Genomic DNA, 24,067 nt, shown 5'->3' on the forward strand with positions numbered 1-24,067 from the left:
GAAGGCGTGGAACTGACCAGCATGACACTTTGCAATCATGGTGATCGTTCCACTCCTTAAGATATTTCTTATCATTGTTCTTACTTTTTCTGTCCGTAGTAAGCATTCTTGCCATGTTTCCGCAGGTAATGTTTATCTTTGAGCTCTTGCGGTACTTCTGCAACAGTTGGATTGATAGCTTCCGTATAGCGTGCCATGCGAGCAGCTTCTTCAAGTACAACTGCATTATAAACAGCAGACTTTTCATCCTTCCCCCAAGCAAATGGTCCGTGATTGCGGACGGTTACACCTGCTACTGCGAGTGGATCTAAGCCACGCTTGGCAAATTCTTCAACAATGACTTTACCAGTTTCTTTTTCATACTCGCCATTGATTTCTTCAGTTGTCAAAGCACGAGCGCAAGGAATAGCACCGTAGAAAGTGTCAGCATGCGTCGTGCCATAACAAGGAATATCACGTCCTGCTTGAGCCCAAGCCACACCTTCTGTCGAGTGCGTATGGACAATACCGCCAACCTCTAGGAATGCTTTATACAACTCAACATGCGTCGGCAAATCTGATGACGGATTGAGATCACCTTCGACAATATTGCCATCCAAATCTGTCACAACCATATTTTCTGGAGATAGATTTTCATACGCCACACCAGAAGGTTTGATGGCAATCAAACCTTTCTCGCGGTCAATCGCCGAAACATTTCCCCAAGTAAACTTCACTAATCCGTGCTCTGGAAGCTCCATATTGGCTTTATAGACACGTTCTCGTAATTCTGGTACTAACATTCTCATAACCCTGCTTTCTCAATGAGTGGATAAAGGAAATCCTGCGCTTCTTTGATAGCTGCTTTGGTTTCTTCCACCGTTTCACAATTTTCAGACCACATTTCAATCAAAAACGGTCCTTGGTAGTTGGTTTTTTTCAAAACGGCAAACATTTCTTCCCAGTTGACACAACCTTTGCCAAAAGGTACATCTCGAAATTGCCCTTTAGAATGCTCCGTCACGGCATAGGTATCTTTTAAGTGCAGCGCAGCAATTGCCTGATGACCAAGGTAAAATTCACTCCAGAGGTCATTATGCCAAGCAGAAACATTACCTGTATCTGGATAGACAAAGAGATAAGGCGAATTGATTTCTTTCGCCACAGCCAGATATTTTTCAATGCTGTTGATAAATGGGTCATCCATAATTTCAATCGCCAGCATGACCTGCGCCTGCTCAGCCCAATCACATGCTCGTCGCAGATTTTTTAAGAAACGAACGCGTGTTTCAGGTGATTTTTCTTCATAATAAACATCATAGCCGGCTAATTGAATGACCCGCACGCCTAAATCCTGTGCTAATTCGATACATTGTTTCATCGTTTCAAGCGATTTGGCTTCTAGTTCAGGATTGTTTGAGCCTAATGGATAACGCCGATGACCGCTAAAGCATATGCTGGGAATCCGCACACCGGTATCATAGATGGCTTTGACAAGCTCTAGACGTTCTTTTTTGGACCAAGTGAGACGTGCCAGCCGAGCATCTGACTCATCAACCGACATTTCCACAAAATCAAAGCCCATTTCTTTGGCAAATTCTAACCGTTCTTGCCAAGAAAAATGCTTAGGTGTCGCCTTTTCATAAATTCCAATCGGACGTGCCATAGCTTACCCCCAGATTCGCTTGATTTCGTCTTTGAAAGCACGCGCTGCTGCTGCTGGGTTTTCAGCTTCTGTTATTCCGCGTCCAGCAATAAAGGTAAAGACATCCACTCCTTCAAAGAGTTTGAGTGTATCCACATTCAAACCACCTGTCACAGACACACGGAAACCCATTTCAATCAATTTCTTAACTTTATTGAGATCTTTTTCACCCCAAGTTTCGCCTGCAAGAAGGGCATCGCGTGATTGGTGATAAATGGCTTGCGAGATACCAGCATCCAACCAAGTCTGAGCTTGCTCATAAGTCCAATCACCGTAGAGCTCAATCTGAATTTCACCGCGTTCACCGCGTTCTTCTTGTATAGCTTTCAGGGCTGCTTTCATGGTTGGAATCGTCGCACAACAAATGCAAGTCATCCAATCCGCACCGCGTACGGCATTATTTTTAGCAACTGTCCCACCAGCGTCAGCACATTTAGTGTCAGCTACGATGATTTTATCAGGAAATAAACTACGCAGCACTTCTACCAACTCACTGCCGACTTGCAAGAGGCAAACTGTTCCTGCTTCAATAACATCTACTTCATGACCTACCGAGACAGCTGCTTTAATAGCTCCTTGCAAATCGGAATGATCCAGTGCAACTTGTAAATTTGGAATATGTTTTGACATCATTTTCTCACTTTCTATTTTCTAATATATTGAAACACAACCATTTACTAACTATCTAAATCCAATCCTTCTAAATAAGGACTATTTTTTGACTCATCAATCAAAGCTAGAACTTCTGCTTCTGTTTGACAAGCTAACAAACGATCAATAGAATTTTCCAATTCAAAAAGAGCAATGATTTGTGGAATTGCAACACTCGTATGAATTTTTGAACTCGTTGCTGCAAGAGCTAACAAAACACTCACGCCTTTTCCGTCCGAGAAAGTTACAGGCTCCTTCAACGTCACCAAAGAGAAAGCATCTCTTTGAACACCAGCTTCTGGTCGTGCATGCGGCATAGCCATACCGGGCATCAAAATATAGTAAGGACCATATCCTTCTGTGGATTCGATGATAGCATCATAATATTCAGGCTTAACAGCTCCACTTTCAATCAAAGGGTCAACAGCAAGTTTGACCGCTTCTTGCCAAGTTGAAGCAGAAAGACCTAAACGAATGGAGTTGTTTTCAATCAATGCTTGCTTTAGGTTCATCATGTTTCCTTTCATCAGTTATAAGAATAAGAAAAAGTCCTTTTCTAAAGAAACTACCGCTTCCTATCCGTTCTAACATTTTCGTCCAAGTTCTATTCTTGTTAAGTGAATGAGGCTAGAGCGTTTGCTCTAAGCCCCTCATCCTTTCCTATTGTATCAATCTTATGACAAGGTCAGTCGTCCTCATCACTCTAGTACCTGAGACAATTTTTCAGTAATTTCTTTGTCATCCATCAGATTATCCAGACCAATCAATTTACCATTTGTCCGTCCATCCAATTCATGAATCAAATGAAGAGAAGCAATGACAATATCATAACCAGAAGCAAGGCTTTTTGCTTCTCCAACACTGCAAGAATTGACGGTAAAATCTGTTTGTCCTAATTTTCGCAGAGCATTTTCTACTTTCATCTTAATCACCATAGATGAGCCCATGCCATTTCCGCACGCTGTTAATACCTTAACCATATTATTTTCCTCCAATATTTAAATCTATTTTTATTCTTCTGTTTGAACATCACCACGATAGTAGGCTTCCTTGTCTTTTGCTTTGGCAAATTGTAGTTGTGGAATAATCAGCAAGAATACACAAACAAGAATGTAACCTACAATGCCAAGATATTTGAAAAGATAGCCAAATCCAAGCCATGGGAATTCAAAGTCAATATTTCCATGGTAACCGCCGTAAGAAGCAAGACCGAGAAGCGCTACACAGAGAGCACCGAGTGCCACTTGCAGCACACCTGAGATAAAGGACAGGATAACCGCTGCTTTCCAGCCACCACGTTTATCCGCATAAACTGCAATCGCTGCATTGTCAAAGAATACTGGAACGAAACCGGTGATAATGAGAATTGGATTCTTAAAGACAATCAAGAGCATAATGGTAATCAATTGTCCAATCAAACCGAAAGCAAATCCTGAAAGCACCGCATTTGGTGAACCAAAACCGTAAGAAGCTGCAACGTCCACAGCTGGGAATGAACCAGGAAGCAATTTGTTAGAGATACCTTGGAAGGCATTGGTCAATTCTGCTACGAACATCCGTACACCTTGCATCAAGACAAAGAGATAAACGGAGAAAGTGAAGGCTGTTTGAATGATATACATGTAAAAGTCTTGCTTAGCAGAATTGTAAACTGTACCTGATGTGATAACTTTTGCATTTGACATGATATCTGGACCCAAGATTAAGAGAATGGCTCCAAAGAAAACCAACATCAATGTCGCCGAAGCAACCACTGTATCATGGAAAATAGACAAGAATTTTGGCAACTTCAAATTGTCAAGATTTTCTTCTTTCTTGCCAAATTTGCTTGCAACTTTATCCACAAACCAAATCGCAAACTGTTGTTGGTGACCAATCGCAAAACCACCGCCACCAGTTAAACGTTGTGTTGCTTCTACTGTCATATTAGAGCTGACTGCCCAGTAAAGTCCACAGATGACACCGATTGCCAGCACGCCCCAGCTATTACGCAATTGAGGAACAAGGAGAAGAACCATCAATGAAACGGTCGCTGCTTGTTGAACCATGATATGACCTGTAATGAACAGCGTCCGTACTTTCGTAATTTTCCGAAGAGCAACGAGCAGGATGTTGACACCAAAACCAATCAAGAGTGCTGTTGTTGCTGCTCCGACAAAGTTTGGAAATTCTTCTGCAATCTTTGTATTTGCCGCTGTCAATCCAAAGTAAGGGTCAATTACCGCTGCACCAATCTTAAACTTAAAGTTCAGAGCCGCTAAAATCGGACGGAAAGTTGTTACCAAACCTCCAGCCCCAACGTTCAACAGCATATAACCAACTGTCGCTTTGATGAAACCAGCATAGACATCATGCGCTGGTTTTTTCAATAACGCATAGCCAATGAGAACCAAAAGACCTACAAAGAAGGCTGGATTCTGCAAAATATTTTGCGAGAACCAGTTCAGAATGTTTAAAATGATGTTCATTTTAACTCTCCTTTTTTCTATTTTATTTGTTCTTTCTAAGTCTATTATAAAAGATGTAAGCGGTAACAAAAAGACCAAGAATTACACAAGCAACTGTTCACTCTTGGACCTGAAAATTAAGCACACTTAAAAAACGCCGGAAATCCGCTCCGGCGTTACTCTTCTGTTTATTTTTTAGTTTGATGCTCTTTCGCTTCTTCGATAACTAATTCATCATCTTTCAAATCTGCAAGAAGATGTTTCGCATCTAAATGATCCAAATGGAAGTCGGTTACTTTATCACGAATTTGTTGCTCAATCACACGACGAAGCGGACGAACACCCATGACTTCATCATACCCCTCTTCTGCTAGATAATGTTTGGCTGCATCTGTTACTGTTAACGTGATGTCTTTCTTAGCAAGCGTTTGGTTGACTTCAGCCAGCATCAATTCAACAATTTCAGCTAAATCTTCTTTACCAAGATGAGAGAATTCAATGACTGCATTGAAACGGTTCAAGAATTCTGGACGGAAGTATGGTTTCAACCGATCCATAATTTTCATATCCTTTTCTTCATCGCCCGTAAAGCTTTCATAGCCAAATCCTGCGTTAGAAGTAGCGATAATAACTGTATTCTTAAAGTTGACAGTGTTTCCTTGACCGTCTGTCAAACGTCCATCGTCCAAGACTTGCAATAACAGCGTGATGACTTGCGGATCAGCTTTTTCGATTTCGTCCAGCAAAATGATCGAGTATGGATTGCGACGAACACGTTCTGTCAACGTATTGCTATTGTCATCATATCCCACATAACCAGCTGTTGTACCAATCAGCTTCGACACGGCTGTACGGTCAGAGTATTCAGACATATCCAAACGAATAATCGCATCTTTTGTACCAAACATATCAAGCGCTAATTGCTTAGCCAGCTCTGTTTTTCCGACCCCAGTTGGTCCGACAAAAAGGAAGCTACCAATTGGACGGTTTCCTTCATCAAAGCCTGCACGATTCCGACGAATAGCACGCGCCACCGCTTCAACTGCTTCATTTTGTCCAATGACTTTTGTTTTCAAGCGCGCATTCATCTCTTTCAAGCGCTCAATATCGCTGCTGCCCATTTGAGAAACAGGAATACCCGTCATGCGTTCTACAGACTCTGCCACATCATTGACAGTCGCTGTCACTTTCATATCTTCCGTATGATTTTCAATTTTCTTTTCCAGCTCTTCAATGCGCATCTTGGCATTCAAAGCCGTTTCAAAATCTTCTTTTTCAACAGCAGCTTCTTGTTTGGCCTTTTGCTCTGCGATTTCACGTTCTACTGCATGCACATCTGTAACGGGGTGTTGAGCTGCTAAGTGAGCCGCTGTCACATCCACTAGGTCAATTGCTTTATCTGGCAAACTGCGTTGCGGAATATATTGAATCGAATAATCCACAGCCGCTTTTAACACTTCATCTGGCAAGATAACATTGTGGTGTTTTTCGTACAAATCACGAATTCCTTGCAAAATCTTATAAGTATCCTCTGCAGACGGAGCATTTACTTTTACTTCATTGAAACGGCGAGCCAAAGCCGCATTTTTCAAAATGGTATTGCGGTATTCATCTTGCGTCGTCGCACCAATCACAGTTAAATCCCCACGAGAAAGAGCTGGTTTCAAAATGTCTGCCAAACCTTTAGAGCCGCTGTCTCCACCTGTGCTTCCAGCACCAAGGATTTGATGAATTTCATCAAAGAAGAGAATGACATTGCCGGCTTCTTTCACTTCAGACACCAAATTTTGAATATTTTCTTCAAAGCTACCGCGATATTGCGTACCTGCTTCTAATCCAGAAATATCTACAGAAATAATTTCCTTATTTTTAATAGCAGCAGGGACATCGCCGTTGACAATCGCTTGTGCCAAACCTTCGACAACTGCGGTCTTACCAACCCCAGCATCTCCGACTAGCACTGGATTATTCTTCGTCCGACGAGACAGAATTTCAGCTGTTTCTTGAATTTCCTTATTGCGCCCAATAACGGGATCTAACATATCTTGCCGCGCTTCTTCTGTCAAATTGCGACCCAATTTTGCTAAAATGCCATCTTGTTTTGGAGTGCCTGTTTGCGTTTGCATTTGCGGATTTTGACCTTCTACTGCTTGTTTCGGCAGTTTTCCCGTTGCACGATATTGTGCAAATTCTTCTGGTGTTACTTCACGTCCATTGATGAGATAACGTCGATTTTCACTATTAAAACCGCCCATTCTTCCCATCAATTGGTTGAAAAGATCATCCATGTTATCAAAGTTGTTGTAGTTGTTATTCATATCTGCACCTCGCTTATGTTTTACATAATTTTTGAAACTGCTTAAAATATAAGACAAAGTGAGCAACTCTATCTTTTGGATTTATATTTATCAAAGGCAGTTTAATAGTTTACATAATTTTTATTGTCTCCCAAAATAGAGATGAAATTCTTTTAGCAAAATACCTCTAGAAATTCATCTTGTTTTGGCGAGTGTAACGGATTTTGTCTCTTTCCGTTTACAATTGTAATTATACAGTGTTCCAAACAAAAAGTCAATAGATTTTTGTAAAAAATTACATAATTTTTGATATTTTGAACTATAATCTTAACAATAGTTTTTCTAATTTCATTTTCCTCAATTTCACCAAAATTAACTTTTTCACTTTATGTCAATGCTACAAAAAATCACCAAGTACTTTACTCGATGATTCTTCTTTTTATTCTACTGTAACAGATTTAGCAAGGTTTCGTGGTTTATCTACATCTAAACCGCGATGCAAAGTTGCAAAATAAGCAATCAACTGTGTCGGCACGACCATAGAAATTGGTGACAGATATGGATGAACAGACATTAAAACAATATCGTCCCCTTCTTTTGCTACATTTTCTTCTACAACGGTCAAAACATTTGCACCACGCGCCACAACTTCTGATACATTGCCGCGAGTATGACTGGCCAATTGCTCATCGGAAGAAATCAAGGTTATTACTGGCGTACCGTCTTCAATCAAAGAAATCGTTCCATGTTTTAACTCTCCAGCAGCAAATCCTTCACACTGGATATAGGAAATTTCTTTTAATTTTAGGCTGGCTTCCATAGCAACATAATAGTCTTGTCCTCGACCGATATAGAAAGCATTGCGTGTTGTTGCGAGTAACTCATGTACTTTTTCGTCAATACTGTCTTTTTCAGATAGCGTAGCCTCAATGGCTTGCGCCACAATGGATAATTCATGCACTAAATCAAACTGTTTTGCTTTTTCATTGGCATTGGCATCTCCAACTGCTTTTGCTAGAAAAGCCAAAGTCGCAATCTGTGCTGTATAAGCCTTGGTAGAAGCTACGGCAATCTCTGGTCCTGCATGAAGTAACATCGTGTGAGTCGCTTCACGAGACAAAGTGGAACCTGGAACATTGGTTACAGTCAAGCTCGGAATCCCCATTGCATTGGCTTTAACCAAAACCTGACGGCTATCGGCCGTCTCACCAGATTGGCTAATCAGGATAAACATTGGTTTCTTGCTCAGTAATGGCCATCTGTAGCCCCATTCTGAAGAAATCCCTAATTCCACAGGTGTATCTGTCAATTCTTCCAGCATCCGCTTGGTTGCAAATCCAGCATGATAAGAAGTTCCAGCCGCTAAAATATACAACCGATCAGCCTCTTGAACAGCGTTTATAATAGCTGGATCGACAACTACTTGATCATTATCATCTGTATATGCCTGAATCAGCTTACGCATCACGGTCGGTTGCTCATCAATTTCTTTGAGCATATAGTAAGGATAAGTGCCTTTGCCAATATCTGATAAATCAAGTTCCGCAGTATAACTATCGCGCTCAATTGGATTCCCGTCATAGTTCTGCACTTCTACGCTGTCAGCGGTCACAATTACCAGTTCTTTATCATGAATTTCCATGTATTCGCTGGTTTCACGAATCATCGCCATAGCATCCGAACAGACCATATTGTAGCCTTCTCCCAGGCCAATTAAGAGCGGTGATTTATTTTTCGCCACATAGATCACGTCTGCATCCTCTGCATCCATTAAAGCAAAAGCATAGGAACCTTCAATGATGTGGAGCGCTTTTTTAAAAGCATCTAGTACTGAGAGTCCGTCCTCTTCAACAAATTTTCCAATCAAGTGAACCGCAATTTCTGTATCTGTCTGACCCTTCAAATCATGTTCAGCAAGATATGTATTCTTAATATCTAGGTAATTTTCGATAACACCATTATGCACTAAAACAAAGCGTCCAGTTTGAGACGTATGCGGATGCGCATTGCTTTCACTTGGTTTTCCGTGTGTTGCCCAACGTGTATGCCCAATACCAGCCGTTCCAGCTACATCAATCCCGATTTTTGAACGAAGGTCGGCAATACGACCAACCGATTTGACTAAGCTAGATGTTTTCCCATTTGTCACAAAAATTCCCGCTGAATCATATCCCCGGTATTCTAATTTTTCTAGACCCTGCATTAAAATATCTGTTGCATTCCGATTTCCAACAACTCCGACAATTCCACACATACTATTCTTTCTAGCAAACGACTTTCAGAAGTCTGCCATCTCCTTCTTTGATTTTTTAAATTGGTATAGTCTAATAATAGCTATACAAAACAAGCTAAGTCAGTATATAATTTTATTGTGAATTTGTCAACAATAAAATTGGTATAGTTCAAAAAAGAAAGGCGGTGCAACCAAGAGACTTCAAGCAAATTTAGTTGTCTTCTATAAACAAAAAAGTAATCTGCTCTAAACGTTTTCTTTACAACATCAAAGTATACTTTGGGCATAGTCTATTGAACATTCAATCTATGATCTAAATAATCCGCTACTTCATAACTAGAAACAAAAAGACTGGATAAAACCAGCCTTTTCTTCCATATGATTGCTCTAGGTTCAATCTTTTAACATTTCATTTTTGATTTTTAAATCGTTCAACATCACGAGCAATAACCAATTCTTCATCCGTTGGAATAACCAGCACTCGAACCTTGGAATCTGGCATTGAAATATCTCCATAATTACCAAAAACATTCTTTTCTGGGTCAAGTTCACAACCAAACCAAGAAATTCCCTCAATAACTAATCGACGAATCGTCACAGAATTCTCACCAATTCCAGCGGTAAAGATAATGGCGTCTGCTCCGTTTAAAACAGCCAGATACTGACCAATATATTTTTGAATACGATCAACAAAGATGTCATTCGCCAACTGTGCTTTGGCATCACCAGCGCGCATAGCGGCATGAATATCACGCATGTCGCTGGATTTCTCAGATACCCCTAAGAGACCTGACTCACGATTTAAAATACGATTAATATCTTCCGGCGTATTCAAATCTTCTGTATGCTCCATCAGATAAGGAATAATCGCTGGATCAATATCCCCTGTGCGAGTTCCCATCATCACGCCACCTAGCGGAGTAAAGCCCATTGAAGTGTCAACAGATTGACCACCTTTGACTGCTGTAATAGAAGCACCATTCCCAATATGGCAAGTAATTAGTTTCAGATCTTCAAGCGGTTTGCCAAGCACTTTAGCGGCTTCCTTGGCAACATACTGATGACTTGTTCCATGCGCACCATATTTACGCACTTTGTTTTCAGTATAATATTTAGTTGGCAATGGATAACGGTAAGCTTTTTCAGGCATTGTTGTATGAAATGACGTATCAAACACAACGACACTTGTAATGTCTGGCAACAATTCTTTAAATGCACGAATTCCTGCTGCATTTGCTTTGTTATGAAGTGGTGCAAGAAGCGCTAATTCTTCTACTTTTTGAATCACTTCTTCGCTATCCACAAGTGCAGATTCTTTAAAATATTCACCACCTGCAACGACACGATGACCGACACCTGTGATTTCATCATAGGCTTTAATAATACCAAAGCGCATTAGATCATCTAACAAAATTTTAACAGCTTGTGTGTGGTCATCAATATCTAAAATTTGTTTCTCCGCACGACCATCAAATTTGACCGTTGAAATGGAATCTTTGAGACCAATTCGCTCAATTAACCCCTTAGCGATGACCTTTTCAGCTGGCATTTCGTATAATTGCCATTTTAGACTAGAACTTCCGGCATTGATTGAAATTGTTTTTGACATAAATTACCTCTTTTAAGCGTTTTCATTTATTATATCAAAAACTTGTTTAAATTTCACTTTCTTGGCTCCAATTTTGAAACTTTTCGCTAAATGTCAATAAATCCGCTTGATTCTGCAAATCAGATAAAGCATAAACAAATGGTTGGACAGCTTGTTCATCTTGCTTTTTCAGTACAAAAATTGTTTTAGCGTATGCTGCATTTCCAAAAAGAGACTCTGGTAACGCAATCATTGCAACTATTTGTGCATGCTTCTGCAACCAATTTTTTAATAAATCACTTTGTGTGCTAGTCAGTAAATCATTTGGTGCAAGGAAAATAGCATAACCATCCGATTTGAGATACTTGAGCGATTGTTCCATTAACAAATGATGAGCATAAGTATGCTCCTGTCTACTAGCCACTTCATAGCGCGTCGCAATGTTATCATCAGGATAAAAGCCAACTGGTAAATCACTGATAATCACATCGCTTTCTTTCAATACTTGCGGGCGCACCGCATCACCTTGCACAAAACTAACTTTTGCATCCATCACATCTGCGATACTGGCTGATATATCAATTAGCAGATCGTCCAATTCCAGTCCTAGATAATCCACGTTTTTATTTGTATTATTAAGAATGGTTTCTGCCAAATTTCCCATTCCACTACCAATTTCCAACACATCAATATGTTCTTTATTACTCAATTGGTCAATGAGAAATGTTAGGATAAACCCGATAAAATCTGGAGTAAATTGGTGATTAGCTTGCAAAGGCTCTGTTTGAGCCGCTTTCATCAGCAAAAATTGGTATGCTCGTCGCCATTCTTCTTTATCTAATTTCAAAGATTTAAGTGTTTCATTATTTTTTTTGACAATAGCTAGCTCTGTATTTCCATCCAGATAAACCCCATTTTGCTCGACCAAAGCATCATAAAAATTCGTCAAAAGAGTATTTTGGAGCTCCTGGACATTCTCTAACAAAAGCGAATAAGCCTGTTCTATTTTTTCAAAATTCATAGTATCCTCCGCTCCCTATCATACCAAAATTTATCTCTTTTTGCGAGCGAGTCCTCAGTTGCTCACATCTAGTTCTATTCTCACTTATTCGTCTAAATTGTCATTGGTTTGATTGGAATGCATAAGTGGGAAGCGAAATTGATAACGGCGACCAGTGTTCATTGTTACTGTCAGGATGAACTCTTTCTCATCTTTCTGATCTTGCACATACCCCTGTTCAAAATTCCTTTGTTTAGGATTTTCATTTGCTACAGCTGCCATTGCATAAGCCTGTATTCGCTCTCGGTTTAGGGTGAAATTCCTGTGATTTGCAGTTTGCCGATGAAGGTAAAATTGCAAAAGTAAGCTAAAGACAGCTGTTATAAAAAGGGCATAGAGCATAATACCTGCTTTAACTCTTTGTTTCCACACGATAGACGAACTCCCTTTCCAATCCTCGCTTAAATGTCATTCTGATATGAATCAGCTCATTTTTCTGTGAGATTTCTGCTTTTTTCATATTATAAATCATAGGCTGATAGCCTTTCCCATTTGCATTGGTTTTTCTGAAATCTTGTCCACTTGACTTTCCAAATGCAATCGTCTTACCGTCCTGCTTCATGTATAAACGATTATTCTCCACTTTTTCAAATGAAGAACGAATCAATTCCGCTTCTAATTGATGGGCAAACAAAAGCCATTCTCGTTGTTCACTGTGTTGTCGAGCTCGGACCTCCGAAGCCAGAAGACGCGTCATCGATTGAAATAATAGCACACTCCCGCTGATTACAAAGAGGGCAACCAGAGCCTCTAAAAGTGTAAAAGCTTTCACTTTATTTGCCTTGAACACCGACAATCAGCTCCTTCCCATGATAAATCTGGATGCCTTGTTGACTTTTTTCAACACGAACTTCAATACCGTTTATTGTTAAATGGCTTTGCTTTGTTTGTAATGCCATATTAGCCACTCTTAGAACTTCTTCTTTTTTTAGTAAATCATTTTCTGTCTGTCGAGACTGATGGATCTGCCCCAATAACAAGGTCACAATAAACGCAAAAACAGCCAATGCCAATAAAGCTTCTAATAAAATCGTTCCTCTAACGCATTGTTTTCTTAAATTTTCCATTTCCTAGATATAATTGATACGTAATTGTTTGCTTATTTGTCTGAAAGACAACCTTTCCGAGCGATGAATTGCCGCCTGCCCTGTCAAAATGAAGTGTCAGGCCTTCCGGAGCCTGAATCGAGCGAGGAACTGCCAAATGGCTGTAACCATTGGAAATCCTCTCGCGAGAAAAATTCATGTCCAACTGACTTTGAGCTGCACTACTCAACTTCTGACTTTCCCGATAAAAATGCTCAAACTCTAGAAAGAAAATTTGCTGTTCTACTTGCTCAAACGATGAACGTACTGAACCTGATACAGCAAGCAATAAGAGACTCGTCATAAATAAGGTCAGCAAACTTTCCAAAAGCGTAAAACCTTTAATCTGCAACTGTACGAGCTTCTTTTGTATGTTTTGCATAATAAGCCTTGTATGATGCTGCTTGCTTGTCTGTAATAGTTCCTTCACTGACTAATTTTGAAAGCGTCGCTTTTTCATTAGTATGATTCACTTCAAAAAGCTCTGCCTGACTTTCGATAACCTTCACAACAGCTGCATTTCCTTTTTCCGTTACAGCTTCTTTTTGTTTGGTCAAATTCGGAACAAACAAAAGCATCAAAACACTGATGATTAGAAGCACCACTAACATTTCCACCAAAGTGAAAGCTTTTACCTTTATATTTTTAATTTTTTTCATAATTGAACCTCCATATTTTGATAAATTGGCAGCAACATGGCTGCATACAATAAAACAATAACCAGTGCCACAAAAACAAAGACAAGCGGCTGCACTAAGTTCATAGCTTGATTGATCCGACTAAAAAACTTCTCCCACGTTTTTTGAGCATAAACTTCTAATTCACACCCTAATTTGGATTTCACTTCACCGTATTCAATTATCAAACCCAATTCCTTTTTAAAAAACGGGTAGTGTTTAACCACTTGGGAAAATTCCTGACCATTTTGCAGCGCAACTTCTAAGTCTTTTCCAATTTCTTGAAACATAGCAGAGCGTTGCCCTTGCATCATCTGAAAAATCTGACTGAGTTCTAAACCTTGACCAATCATATTTCCCCATTCGCGCGCATAATAAGCTGTCAAATACGCTTGAATAAAAGTTCCACAAAAAGGAAGTCGAGCCAAGAAGCTAAACACTACTATTTTTGAGCTTTTTCTAAACCAATAAAAACCTATCGCTAACAAAACAAGGACTACTCCTAATGAACCCAGAAAAATTTGCGGCAACTGACTAATCAGCTGCGTTGCACTATTTTGGCGTTCTAACTGCGGAAGTAAATAATTTCGCAGCCCTAACATAATGAATACTAAAAAAATAAGTAAAATGAATGGATAAGTAGCTACTTCAATTAACTTTTTCTTGACTTTTGAGACATTTTCCAAGTATTCCTCAATCTTATTCAGGCTGAGTGAGAGATTCCCATGTAGCTCTGCCAGTGAAAGCTGGGTGACAACATTATCTGAAAATCCTAAACTAGCCATAATTTCTGAAAAAGGTTTTCCTGTTGCTAAACCCTCTTTCATCTTTTCCACATAGGTTTTTTCTAGCAGGGCACTCCGCTTCAAAAAATCAATCATTTCTGCTAAATGAAAGCCGCTAGAAAAAAGATTATTCAGCAACTCTACGACTTTTTTCTGCCTACCTATGGATAATTTTTTCCGTTTCTGCCTGCTCAAAAGTGATATGTCCTGCTGCATAAAGCTGATCAATCTGCTTATTCCAGTCACTTGGCTCATGCTCTTGATACCTTTCACTGACAAAATCCACTATTCCTCCTTTCGCAATTAACCGTTGGTAGCAAATTCCTTGCAAAACAATTTTCAGCTCTGCTTCTGTCACTCCCAACTCCAGCAACCGTTCATAGACACCTCGTACGCTTTTAGCATGAATAGTTGAAAAAACAGTCACTCCCGTTAAGCTAGCTCGAACAACTGCCCGTGCTGTCTCCGCATCACGAATCTCTCCGATAATCAATAAATCCGGTCGATGCCGAAGAGAAAGTTTAATCAAACTTTCATAAGTTAAACCAATCGCTTCGTTCAGCTGCAGCTGTAACATCCCTGCTTGTTTGATTTCAACCGGATCTTCAATTGACATGATTTGCTGATCGGCAAAACGCTCTTGAGCCAACTGGTGCATGAGAGTAGTTTTACCACTTCCTACCGGTCCTGAAAAAAGGTAAAGCCCTCGCTGTTTGAAACGTTCTTTCAACTCCGGAATTTGAGCAAACCAAAACTTCAGCTCTGCTTCTTCATCATGCAATAGACGAATCACCAGGCTTTCATATCCACGGTAATCCCCCACTGTTGATAACCGTAGCGACGTTTTCTTGTCACTATATTGATAATCGCAAGAGCCCAGCTGACTGCGACGTTTTTCTCCCACATTCATCCCAGCAGTAAACTTGAAATGACTGATTACAGCAGCTAGCTCTTCAAATTCATAATTGCGTATAAAACGGCGTTCATCTCCAATTCGCATATACAACTCGTAAACATTTTCCTTCGGAACAAAATAAATGTCCTGTGCTCGTTCTTCCTTAGCCTGACAAATAATAGCCTGTGCAATGTTTTGAACCATATCTCCTCCTCACTTTATATTATTCGCAGAAGAAAATAAAAAAATGATGAAAAATCACCATTTTGTAAATTATTTAAACGTTAGAGAGCAAGCACGATGTTCCTCTTCACTATTTTGTTTATTATAGCCCGGTCTCCATTTCTCTTTAGGAATGACACCATCATTTTCCAATAAAGCGAGAGAATGGTATTGCTGGACAGAATCACTACATTCTTCACACCAGCGCAAATCTTCTGCATCCCAAAAAATGGACATTAAATCACTTCGACTTTTATAGAAAGGAAAAGCAGCTACCAACTTCAGCCATTGGCGCTTATAATACTTTAAAGCAGTATAATAGTTATCAAAATGCTGTACTGATACGATATTAGCTTCCCAGTCATCAAAAAACCACCAAGGCTCATCTTTGCCATACATTTCAATCACACAATACACCTGCTTCACCTCCCTTTGTTCTGTTTATTATATCGGAAATGCTAAATTTTTTAAACAGATATGCTCCATTATACAAGTTTTTCGCCATTTGCTCAAAAATGTAGAAAAAGTGGCATTATTTTGATTAGTACTTTTTCATTCATCAAATAAGAAAACGAGACTCTTCTTAAGCCTCATTTCCAATTTATTAATACAAATCAAGGTAGTTATCTACTTCCCATTGGGAAACGAAAGTGGCATAGCTTGCCCATTCGATGCGTTTTGCTTCCACAAAACTTGTATAGATATGACTACCCAAGGCAGCTTTTACAACTTCATCTTCTGTTAGTGCTTTCACCGCATTGTGGAGAGTAGATGGAAGATCCGTAATCCCTGCTTCTTTACGCTCTTCTGCTGTCATAACATAGATATTTTCTTCAATTGGAGCAGGTGCTTCAATTTTATTTTCAATCCCATGAAGTCCAACTTCAAGAAGAACCGCCATAGCGATATAAGGGTTAGCCATTGGGTCAACCGAACGCAATTCCAAACGTGTTCCCATACCGCGTGAAGCTGGCACACGAACAAGCGGAGAACGGTTCCGTCCTGCCCAAGCAATATACACAGGAGCTTCATAGCCAGGAACTAAGCGTTTGTAAGAATTTACAGTCGGGTTCATGATAGCTGTATAATTGTAAGCATGCTTAATTAGGCCACCAAGAAAATAGTAAGCTGTTTCTGATAATTGCATACCATTTGGATCTTCTGGATCAAAAAATGCATTTTGACCATCCTGATTAAAGAGCGACATGTTACAGTGCATACCTGAACCGGCAATACCAAATTTTGGTTTTGCCATGAACGTTGCATACAGACCATGCTTACGAGCAATTGTTTTAACAACCAGTTTAAACAACTGAATCTTATCACAGGCACGAAGTACTTCATCATATTTGAAGTCAATTTCATGCTGACCGATCGCTACTTCATGGTGACTGGCTTCTACTTCAAATCCCATCGTTGTGAGGACATTGACGATTTCACGACGAGTATTGTCAGCCAGATCAGTTGGCGCCAAATCAAAATAACCACCCTTATCATTTACCTCAAGAGTTGGATCGCCATTTTCATCCAATTTGAAAAGGAAAAATTCTGGCTCAGGACCAAGATTGAAAGATTTGAAACCAAGCTCTTCCATATGTCTCAAAGCACGCTTCAAATTTCCACGCGGATCCCCTTTAAAGGGAGTTCCTTCTGTTGTATAAACATCGCAAATTAGTCCTGCGACACTGCCATTTTCATCTCCCCAAGGGAAAACAGTCCATGTACCCAAGTCAGGATAAAGGTACATATCTGATTCATTGATACGCACAAAACCCTCGATAGAAGAACCATCGAACATCACTTTGTTGGACAAAACTTTATTCAGCTGTTCATCTGTCGCCGGAATTTCGACATTTTTCATCGTTCCCAAAACATCCGAAAACATCAAACGGATAAAGGTAACATTTTTTTCTTTCACTTCGCGACGAATGTCAGCTACTGTAATTGGCATGAGTATCTCCTTATGAAATTTTTAAAAATTGATGTTGGTCAATGCATACGACCAAATGGTGGAAGGGAAGAAGCAAAACGACCTTGTTGCAAAATATCGTTATGAAGGGCTCGACGAACGTCTTTCTCGCTCACTGGCTTTTTATATCTCGCTTCGCGCTCAGCATATTTCCGTTTAATAGCAGCAATATTGTAACCTTCTGAAATGTAATCTTTAATCTCCAACAAGCGATCCATATCATTTAATGAATACATGCGGCGATTTCCTTCATTTCGATCAGGCTTAATCAATTCTTGATCTTCATAATAACGAATCTGACGTGCTGTCAAATCCGTCAATTTCATAACGCTACCAATGGGAAAAACAGCCATATTGCGACGAAATTCTTTTTCCTTCATTGCAAATTCCTTTCTTATGCTCTATTATAATCTGAAAAAATTTCTATGTCAAGAACTCATGTTATATTTTCTAACATTATTCTTCGTTTTTTAATTTCAATACCTTCCGCAAGCGATCCACATCAGAATTGACCAGCATGGCAACGAAAACCCCCATGAAAGTCTCAAAGACACGTGCAAATACATACAAAACTGTCTCTCCTGTTGGAATAGATAAAGTAATAATCAGCATGGCAGAAACACCACCAATCACTCCCGCTTTGTTGTTCATAGCAACATTTGTCATAATCGTTAACATCGTACAAATAGGAACGACCAGTAAGGTCACCCAAAACTGCTCATGAAACAGGTTATTGATGAGAAAGAAGAGCAAGGCATACAAACCACCAATGCTATTCCCTAAAATACGAGAGGTTCCAAAATGGACGCTTTTATCAAAATCTTCGCGCAAACTGAAAACAGCTGTCAGAGCACCAATCTGCAATCCTTTCCAACCAAAAAGCCCAAAGACAAGAAGAACAAGAAAAACCGCGACCCCCGTTTTAAAGGTTCGCATTCCTAATTTAAATTTCGACTTATCAAACTTATACTTCTTAAAATAACCCATTCATGCATTTCCTTTTACCTTTATTCTAACATATTTTAGAGAAAAGATAATAATGATTACAAGAAATGAAAACAATTTCTTTTCATTCTAAAAGGTTGAAGCTTGTGCCACAAATCCTAACTGCAACCTTCAAGTACTGCTGTGAGCAATCAGCTACTGCAGTCATCATTTATGATTACATAAATTTGAGACTGGAAATTTTTTGTTCCAGTCTCCTTTAGAATTATTGTTCCGTAAGTGCTGCAAGAGCTGGCAGTACTTTATCTTTACCTCCACTGATTTTCTTAGCTCACTTCGTTTCGCAGAAAATCTAGCGTGTGCACTAGAAAAGAGCTGACATCCAGCTCTTTTCATCTACTTATAGCGCAATAGCTGAATGGCAGTTCACTTCGCTAAGCTCGTGACCAACCTATTCAGCCTTGCAGGGTTCAACTCTTCCAGTGGATGAGTTGAAGTTGTCCCCTAAAAATCAGAAATGAGACTCAACGAAATCATAGATCTCTGACTGACCGCCTTATTTTTCTGTAAGAGCAGCCAATCCTGGCAATACTTTACCTTCAAGAAGCTCCATGCTTGCGCCTCCGCCTGTAGAAATCCATGAGAATTTGTCTGCACGACCAAGGTTGATAGCTGCCGCTGCTGAGTCACCACCACCGATAATAGATTTCACGCCTGGTTGTTTCACGATAGCATCCATGACACCGATTGTACCAGCTTGGAAGTCAGGATTTTCAAAGACACCCATTGGACCATTCCAAACAACTGTTTTCGCACCAGTTAATTCTTGGTCAAATTTAGCGATTGATTTAGGACCGATATCAAGTCCAAGGAAGCCAGAATCTACTGCTTCACCGTCAGTATCTTTCACTTCAGTGTAGTCCGCAAAAGCATTTGCTTCTTTAGAGTCAACTGGCAAAATGAGTTTACCGTTTGCTTTTTCAAGCAGAGCTTTTGCAACCTCCAACTTATCTTCTTCTACAAGTGAGTTACCGATTTCGATACCTTGTGCTTTGTAGAAAGTATACGTCATACCACCACCGATAAGCACTTTATCAGCTTTTTCAAGAAGATTTTCGATAACACCAATCTTGTCTGATACTTTAGAACCACCAAGGATTGCTACGAATGGACGAACTGGATTTTCAACAGCTTCTTTGATATAAGCAATTTCGTTTTCAAGAAGGAAACCTGCAACTGCTTTCTCAACGTTTGCTGAGATACCTACGTTAGATGCGTGAGCACGGTGAGCTGTACCAAATGCATCATTTACAAAGATACCGTCTCCAAGGCTTGCCCAATATTTACCAAGTTCTGGATCGTTTTTAGATTCTTTCTTGCCGTCAACATCTTCAAAACGAGTGTTTTCAACCAAAAGAACTTCACCGTCTTTAAGGGCATTGATAGCTGCTTCAAGCTCTGCTCCACGAGTTACTCCTGGAAGAAAAGCAACATCTTGGCCTAATTTTTTAGCTAAATCAGCCGCAACTGGTGCAAGAGATTTTCCTTCTTTATCAGCTTCTTCTTTCACACGTCCAAGGTGAGAGAAAAGAATAGCACGTCCGCCATGTTCAAGGATATACTTGATTGTTGGAAGAGCAGCTGAGATACGGTTGTCATTTGTGATAACTCCGTCTTTAAGCGGCACATTGAAATCAACGCGAACAAGGACTTTTTTGCCTTTCAATTCAACGTCTTTAACAGTAAGTTTTGCCATGTTACAAAAACTCCTTTTTCTATTTTATACGAAACTATTATATCATATTTTCTAAAAGTTTTCTTGATATAAAGAAAGTTTTCACAAAATAATTTTGAATATGAAAAGAGCCGAGAAAACTCGACTCTTTATTATTCTACTGGAGTGGTTTCTTCCACAGGTTCTGTTACAGTTGTATCTTCGATAATTTCGACTTCATTGACAGCTTGCGGTTCAAGGTTACGGTAACGAGCCATACCTGTACCAGCTGGGATAATTTTACCAATAATAACATTTTCCTTGAGACCAAGCAAGTGGTCTTTCTTACCACGGATAGCCGCGTCTGTAAGGACACGAGTGGTTTCTTGGAAGGAAGCAGCCGACAAGAAACTGTTTGTTTCAAGAGATGCTTTAGTAATTCCCATGAGGACTGGGCGAGCAGTCGCAGGAACTCCTCCAGAGATAACCACATCACGGTTAGCATCGGTAAAGTCTGTGATATCCATGAGTGTACCCATGAGAAGATCTGTATCTCCTGGATCCATGACACGCACTTTGCGAATCATCTGGCGAACCATTACCTCAATGTGTTTGTCACCGATTTCTACCCCTTGGCTACGGTAAACTTTTTGTACTTCAGCAAGCAAGTAAGTTTCAACAGACAAGACATCACGAACAGCCAGCAAGTGCTTAGGCTGGATAGATCCTTCTGTCAGAGCAGCGCCACGAGAGATTTTATCCCCTACTGCTACTTTCATACGAGCTGTAAATGGTACTACATATTCCCCTTCACCAGTTGCACCTTTAACAAAGACTTTCTTAGTCCGAGTAGAAGCGTCTTCTTCAATTGCAGTTACTTCGCCTTTAACTTCAGTAATAACTGCTTCCCCTTTTGGATTGCGGGCTTCAAAGATTTCTTGGACACGAGGAAGACCTTGTGTGATATCGGTATTAGACGCAACACCACCCGTGTGGAAAGTACGCATTGTAAGCTGTGTACCAGGTTCACCGATAGATTGGGCAGCAATCGTTCCGACTGCCTCACCGACTTCAACCGCATCACCCGTTGCCAGGTTGATACCGTAACAACGACGGCAAACTCCATGACGTGTATTACATGTAAAGACAGAGCGAATAGTGACTTCTTCGACACCAGCGCTAACAATCTCATGCGCCATATCTTCTGTAATTAATACATCTGGACCAACGATGATTTCGCCTGTTTCAGGATGTTTAACAGATTTCTTCGTATAACGACCAATCAAGCGTTCTTCTAGTGGCTCTATCATTTCCTTACCATCAGTAATAGAGCGAATCACAAGACCGCGATCTGTACCACAGTCATCCTCACGAATGATAACGTCTTGGGCAACGTCAACTAGACGACGAGTCAAGTAACCTGAGTCAGCTGTTTTAAGGGCTGTATCAGTCATCCCTTTACGAGCACCGTGAGTAGAGAAGAACATTTCCAAAACAGACAAACCTTCACGGAAGTTAGATAGAATAGGTAATTCCATGATACGGCCATTAGGAGCAGCCATCAAACCACGCATACCAGCAAGTTGTGAGAAGTTAGAAATGTTACCACGGGCTCCAGAATCCATCATCATAACGATTGGATTCTTAGGATCTTGGTTGGCAACCAAACGTTTTTCCAATTTTTCACGAGCAGCACGCCATTCTGCAGTAACCGCGTTATAGCGCTCATCGTCTGTAATCATCCCACGACGGAATTGTTTCGTGATTTGTTCAACACGTTTATGTGACTCTTCGATAATTTCTGCCTTATCTTCAACGACTGGAATATCGGCAATCCCTACTGTCAAACCAGCAAGCGTTGAATGATGATAGCCGAGATCTTTCAGACGGTCTAGAAAAGCAGACGTTTCAGTTGTACGGAAACGTTTGAAGATCTCAGCAATGATATTCCCGAGATTTTTCTTCTTAAATGGTACGTTTAATTCAAGTTTACTGATGGCTTCTTTGACATCTTGACCAGGTTCTAAGAAGTATTTAGCTGGCACACCTTCTGCTATGTTTGAGGCAACTGGTTCTTGCAAATACGGCAATTCATCTGGCATGATGTCATTGAAAAGAATCTTACCAACTGTTGTTAAAAGAATCTTGTGTTTTTGATCTTCCGTCCATGGTTTGTTCAAACTATCAGTCGCAATCCCAACACGTGTATGTAAATGCACATAACCATTCCGAAGAGCCATTACAGCTTCGTCACGGTCTTTAAAGACCATACCTTCACCTTCACGACCAGCTTCTTCCATTGTTAGGTAATAATTCCCCAAGACCATATCTTGTGACGGTGTTACGACTGGCTTACCGTCTTTTGGATTGAGGATGTGCTCAGCAGCTAGCATAAGAATCCGTGCTTCTGCCTGAGCTTCTTCCGACAATGGTACGTGAATAGCCATTTGGTCTCCGTCAAAGTCGGCATTGTAGGCCTCACACACAAGCGGGTGCAAACGAAGAGCTTTCCCGTCAATTAAGACTGGCTCAAATGCTTGAATTCCTAATCTGTGAAGTGTCGGTGCGCGGTTAAGGAGTACCGGGTGTTCTTTAATGACGTCCTCTAAGATATCCCAAATACGTTCATCACTGCGTTCCACCAAGCGTTTAGCAGCTTTCACGTTTTGCACAATATCACGCGCTACAATTTCACGCATAACAAATGGTTTGAAAAGCTCAATTGCCATTTCGCGCGGCACACCACATTGGTACATCTTGAGGGTTGGACCTACCGCAATAACCGAACGTCCTGAGAAGTCAACCCGTTTTCCGAGCAAGTTTTGACGGAAACGACCTTGTTTTCCTTTAAGCATGTGGCTCAATGATTTGAGCGGGCGGCTACCTGGTCCAGTAATTGGACGACCACGACGACCGTTGTCAATCAACGCATCAACCGCTTCTTGCAACATCCGCTTTTCATTTTGCACGATGATTCCAGGAGCATTCAGCTCCAAAAGACGTGCCAAACGATTGTTCCGATTGATAACACGACGGTAAAGATCGTTCAAGTCAGAAGAAGCAAAGCGTCCACCGTCCAGCTGAAGCATTGGACGTAAGTCTGGCGGAATAACTGGCAAAATATTTAAGACCATCCATTCTGGTTTGTTACCAGATTTTTGGAAAGCATCTAAAACATCTAAGCGGCGTATCGCTTTGACGCGCTTTTGCCCAGTTGCAGTTTTTAATTCTTCTTTGAGGGCTGCAATTTCTTTTTCCAAATCTACTTGTTTCAAGAGATCTTGGATAGCTTCAGCACCCATTTTTGCAACAAATGATCCTGAACCGTATTCCCGCAAACGTTCACGATATTCCCGCTCCGTCATAATAGATTTGTGCTCAAGTGGCGTATCTTTTGGATCAATTACCACATAAGCTGCAAAATAAATGACTTCTTCAAGAGCACGAGGACTCATATCCAATGTCAAGCCCATGCGACTCGGAATCCCTTTAAAATACCAAATATGAGAAACAGGAGCCTTTAACTCAATATGTCCCATACGCTCACGACGCACTTTTGTACGAGTGACTTCAACACCACAACGGTCACAAATGATTCCTTTATAACGAATCCGTTTATACTTTCCACACGCACATTCCCAATCTTTCGTAGGACCAAAGATGACTTCATCAAAAAGTCCTTCACGTTCTGGCTTTAGTGTACGGTAGTTAATTGTTTCAGGTTTCTTCACTTCCCCATAAGACCAAGAGCGGACTTTACTAGGTGAAGCTAGGGTGATTTGCATACTTTGAAAACGATTTACATCAACCACTAT

The 24,067-nt window shown here is 40.4% G+C and carries 23 protein-coding genes; all 23 read right to left on the reverse strand.

The window, feature by feature from the left end; all coding sequences use genetic code 11:
* Window positions 1-80 precede the first annotated feature (80 nt).
* The gene (locus HMPREF2963_RS02010) at window positions 81-782 is read right to left on the reverse strand and encodes an L-ribulose-5-phosphate 4-epimerase (RefSeq protein WP_003070771.1); all 702 of its coding nucleotides are present in this window, start codon (window positions 780-782) and stop codon (window positions 81-83) included.
* 2 nt (window positions 783-784) lie between these two features.
* Complete coding sequence (locus tag HMPREF2963_RS02015; protein ID WP_048800658.1) at window positions 785-1,645, reverse strand: L-ribulose-5-phosphate 3-epimerase; 861 nt, start codon at window positions 1,643-1,645, stop codon at window positions 785-787.
* Between the two features lie 3 nt (window positions 1,646-1,648).
* Complete coding sequence (locus tag HMPREF2963_RS02020; protein ID WP_003032302.1) at window positions 1,649-2,314, reverse strand: 3-keto-L-gulonate-6-phosphate decarboxylase UlaD; 666 nt, start codon at window positions 2,312-2,314, stop codon at window positions 1,649-1,651.
* Window positions 2,315-2,361: 47 nt separating this feature from the next.
* On the reverse strand, window positions 2,362-2,847 hold the full coding sequence (locus tag HMPREF2963_RS02025; protein WP_003032306.1) for a PTS sugar transporter subunit IIA: 486 nt from the start codon (window positions 2,845-2,847) through the stop codon (window positions 2,362-2,364).
* A 186-nt stretch (window positions 2,848-3,033) separates the two neighbouring features.
* Entirely contained in the window at window positions 3,034-3,315 is a 282-nt protein-coding gene (locus tag HMPREF2963_RS02030) for a PTS sugar transporter subunit IIB (protein WP_003032305.1), read from the reverse strand.
* A 30-nt stretch (window positions 3,316-3,345) separates the two neighbouring features.
* Window positions 3,346-4,803 carry a PTS ascorbate transporter subunit IIC gene (locus tag HMPREF2963_RS02035; RefSeq protein ID WP_070668344.1) on the reverse strand — a complete coding sequence of 486 codons (1,458 nt, stop codon included), beginning with the start codon at window positions 4,801-4,803 and terminating at the stop codon, window positions 3,346-3,348.
* A gap of 167 nt (window positions 4,804-4,970) precedes the next feature.
* Window positions 4,971-7,100: an ATP-dependent Clp protease ATP-binding subunit gene (locus HMPREF2963_RS02040; protein ID WP_070668366.1), complete on the reverse strand. Its 2,130-nt coding sequence runs from the start codon at window positions 7,098-7,100 to the stop codon at window positions 4,971-4,973.
* A gap of 418 nt (window positions 7,101-7,518) precedes the next feature.
* The gene (gene glmS / locus HMPREF2963_RS02045; protein WP_070668347.1) at window positions 7,519-9,333 is read right to left on the reverse strand and encodes a glutamine--fructose-6-phosphate transaminase (isomerizing); all 1,815 of its coding nucleotides are present in this window, start codon (window positions 9,331-9,333) and stop codon (window positions 7,519-7,521) included.
* Window positions 9,334-9,721: 388 nt separating this feature from the next.
* A complete protein-coding gene (locus HMPREF2963_RS02050) occupies window positions 9,722-10,921 on the reverse strand; it encodes an acetate kinase (protein ID WP_006269979.1) in 1,200 nt (399 codons plus the stop codon).
* Between the two features lie 46 nt (window positions 10,922-10,967).
* Window positions 10,968-11,921 carry a class I SAM-dependent methyltransferase gene (locus HMPREF2963_RS02055; protein WP_006269998.1) on the reverse strand — a complete coding sequence of 318 codons (954 nt, stop codon included), beginning with the start codon at window positions 11,919-11,921 and terminating at the stop codon, window positions 10,968-10,970.
* An 84-nt stretch (window positions 11,922-12,005) separates the two neighbouring features.
* A complete protein-coding gene (gene comGG / locus HMPREF2963_RS02060) occupies window positions 12,006-12,332 on the reverse strand; it encodes a competence type IV pilus minor pilin ComGG (RefSeq protein ID WP_003070783.1) in 327 nt (108 codons plus the stop codon).
* Window positions 12,313-12,750 carry a competence type IV pilus minor pilin ComGF gene (comGF, locus tag HMPREF2963_RS02065; RefSeq protein ID WP_006270001.1) on the reverse strand — a complete coding sequence of 146 codons (438 nt, stop codon included), beginning with the start codon at window positions 12,748-12,750 and terminating at the stop codon, window positions 12,313-12,315. Before comGF ends, comGG begins: the two co-directional genes overlap by 20 nt.
* Window positions 12,734-13,027, reverse strand: coding sequence for a competence type IV pilus minor pilin ComGE (gene comGE, locus HMPREF2963_RS02070; protein WP_006269989.1), 294 nt, complete (start codon window positions 13,025-13,027; stop codon window positions 12,734-12,736). Before comGE ends, comGF begins: the two co-directional genes overlap by 17 nt.
* Window positions 12,999-13,427: a competence type IV pilus minor pilin ComGD gene (gene comGD / locus HMPREF2963_RS02075; RefSeq protein WP_049481489.1), complete on the reverse strand. Its 429-nt coding sequence runs from the start codon at window positions 13,425-13,427 to the stop codon at window positions 12,999-13,001. The genes comGE and comGD overlap by 29 nt, the downstream gene beginning before the upstream one ends.
* Window positions 13,387-13,704: a competence type IV pilus major pilin ComGC gene (gene comGC, locus HMPREF2963_RS02080; RefSeq protein ID WP_003070787.1), complete on the reverse strand. Its 318-nt coding sequence runs from the start codon at window positions 13,702-13,704 to the stop codon at window positions 13,387-13,389. The genes comGD and comGC overlap by 41 nt, the downstream gene beginning before the upstream one ends.
* Window positions 13,701-14,723: a competence type IV pilus assembly protein ComGB gene (comGB, locus tag HMPREF2963_RS02085; RefSeq protein WP_039677611.1), complete on the reverse strand. Its 1,023-nt coding sequence runs from the start codon at window positions 14,721-14,723 to the stop codon at window positions 13,701-13,703. The genes comGC and comGB overlap by 4 nt, the downstream gene beginning before the upstream one ends.
* On the reverse strand, window positions 14,665-15,606 hold the full coding sequence (gene comGA, locus HMPREF2963_RS02090) for a competence type IV pilus ATPase ComGA (protein ID WP_037598168.1): 942 nt from the start codon (window positions 15,604-15,606) through the stop codon (window positions 14,665-14,667). Before comGA ends, comGB begins: the two co-directional genes overlap by 59 nt.
* Before the next feature lie 69 nt (window positions 15,607-15,675).
* Entirely contained in the window at window positions 15,676-16,041 is a 366-nt protein-coding gene (locus HMPREF2963_RS02095; RefSeq protein ID WP_003070791.1) for a DUF1033 family protein, read from the reverse strand.
* A gap of 187 nt (window positions 16,042-16,228) precedes the next feature.
* Window positions 16,229-17,575: a type I glutamate--ammonia ligase gene (gene glnA, locus HMPREF2963_RS02100; protein ID WP_070668350.1), complete on the reverse strand. Its 1,347-nt coding sequence runs from the start codon at window positions 17,573-17,575 to the stop codon at window positions 16,229-16,231.
* Window positions 17,576-17,613: 38 nt separating this feature from the next.
* Window positions 17,614-17,973 carry a MerR family transcriptional regulator gene (locus HMPREF2963_RS02105; RefSeq protein WP_003070793.1) on the reverse strand — a complete coding sequence of 120 codons (360 nt, stop codon included), beginning with the start codon at window positions 17,971-17,973 and terminating at the stop codon, window positions 17,614-17,616.
* Between the two features lie 76 nt (window positions 17,974-18,049).
* Window positions 18,050-18,580: an FUSC family protein gene (locus tag HMPREF2963_RS02110; RefSeq protein WP_003027011.1), complete on the reverse strand. Its 531-nt coding sequence runs from the start codon at window positions 18,578-18,580 to the stop codon at window positions 18,050-18,052.
* A 514-nt stretch (window positions 18,581-19,094) separates the two neighbouring features.
* Window positions 19,095-20,294, reverse strand: coding sequence for a phosphoglycerate kinase (locus tag HMPREF2963_RS02115; protein ID WP_003027013.1), 1,200 nt, complete (start codon window positions 20,292-20,294; stop codon window positions 19,095-19,097).
* 131 nt (window positions 20,295-20,425) lie between these two features.
* On the reverse strand, window positions 20,426-24,064 hold the full coding sequence (gene rpoC, locus HMPREF2963_RS02120) for a DNA-directed RNA polymerase subunit beta' (RefSeq protein WP_070668353.1): 3,639 nt from the start codon (window positions 24,062-24,064) through the stop codon (window positions 20,426-20,428).
* Between the last annotated feature and the right edge of the window lie 3 nt (window positions 24,065-24,067).

Source organism: Streptococcus sp. HMSC067A03, assembly GCF_001814295.1.
Classification (GTDB): domain Bacteria; phylum Bacillota; class Bacilli; order Lactobacillales; family Streptococcaceae; genus Streptococcus; species Streptococcus constellatus.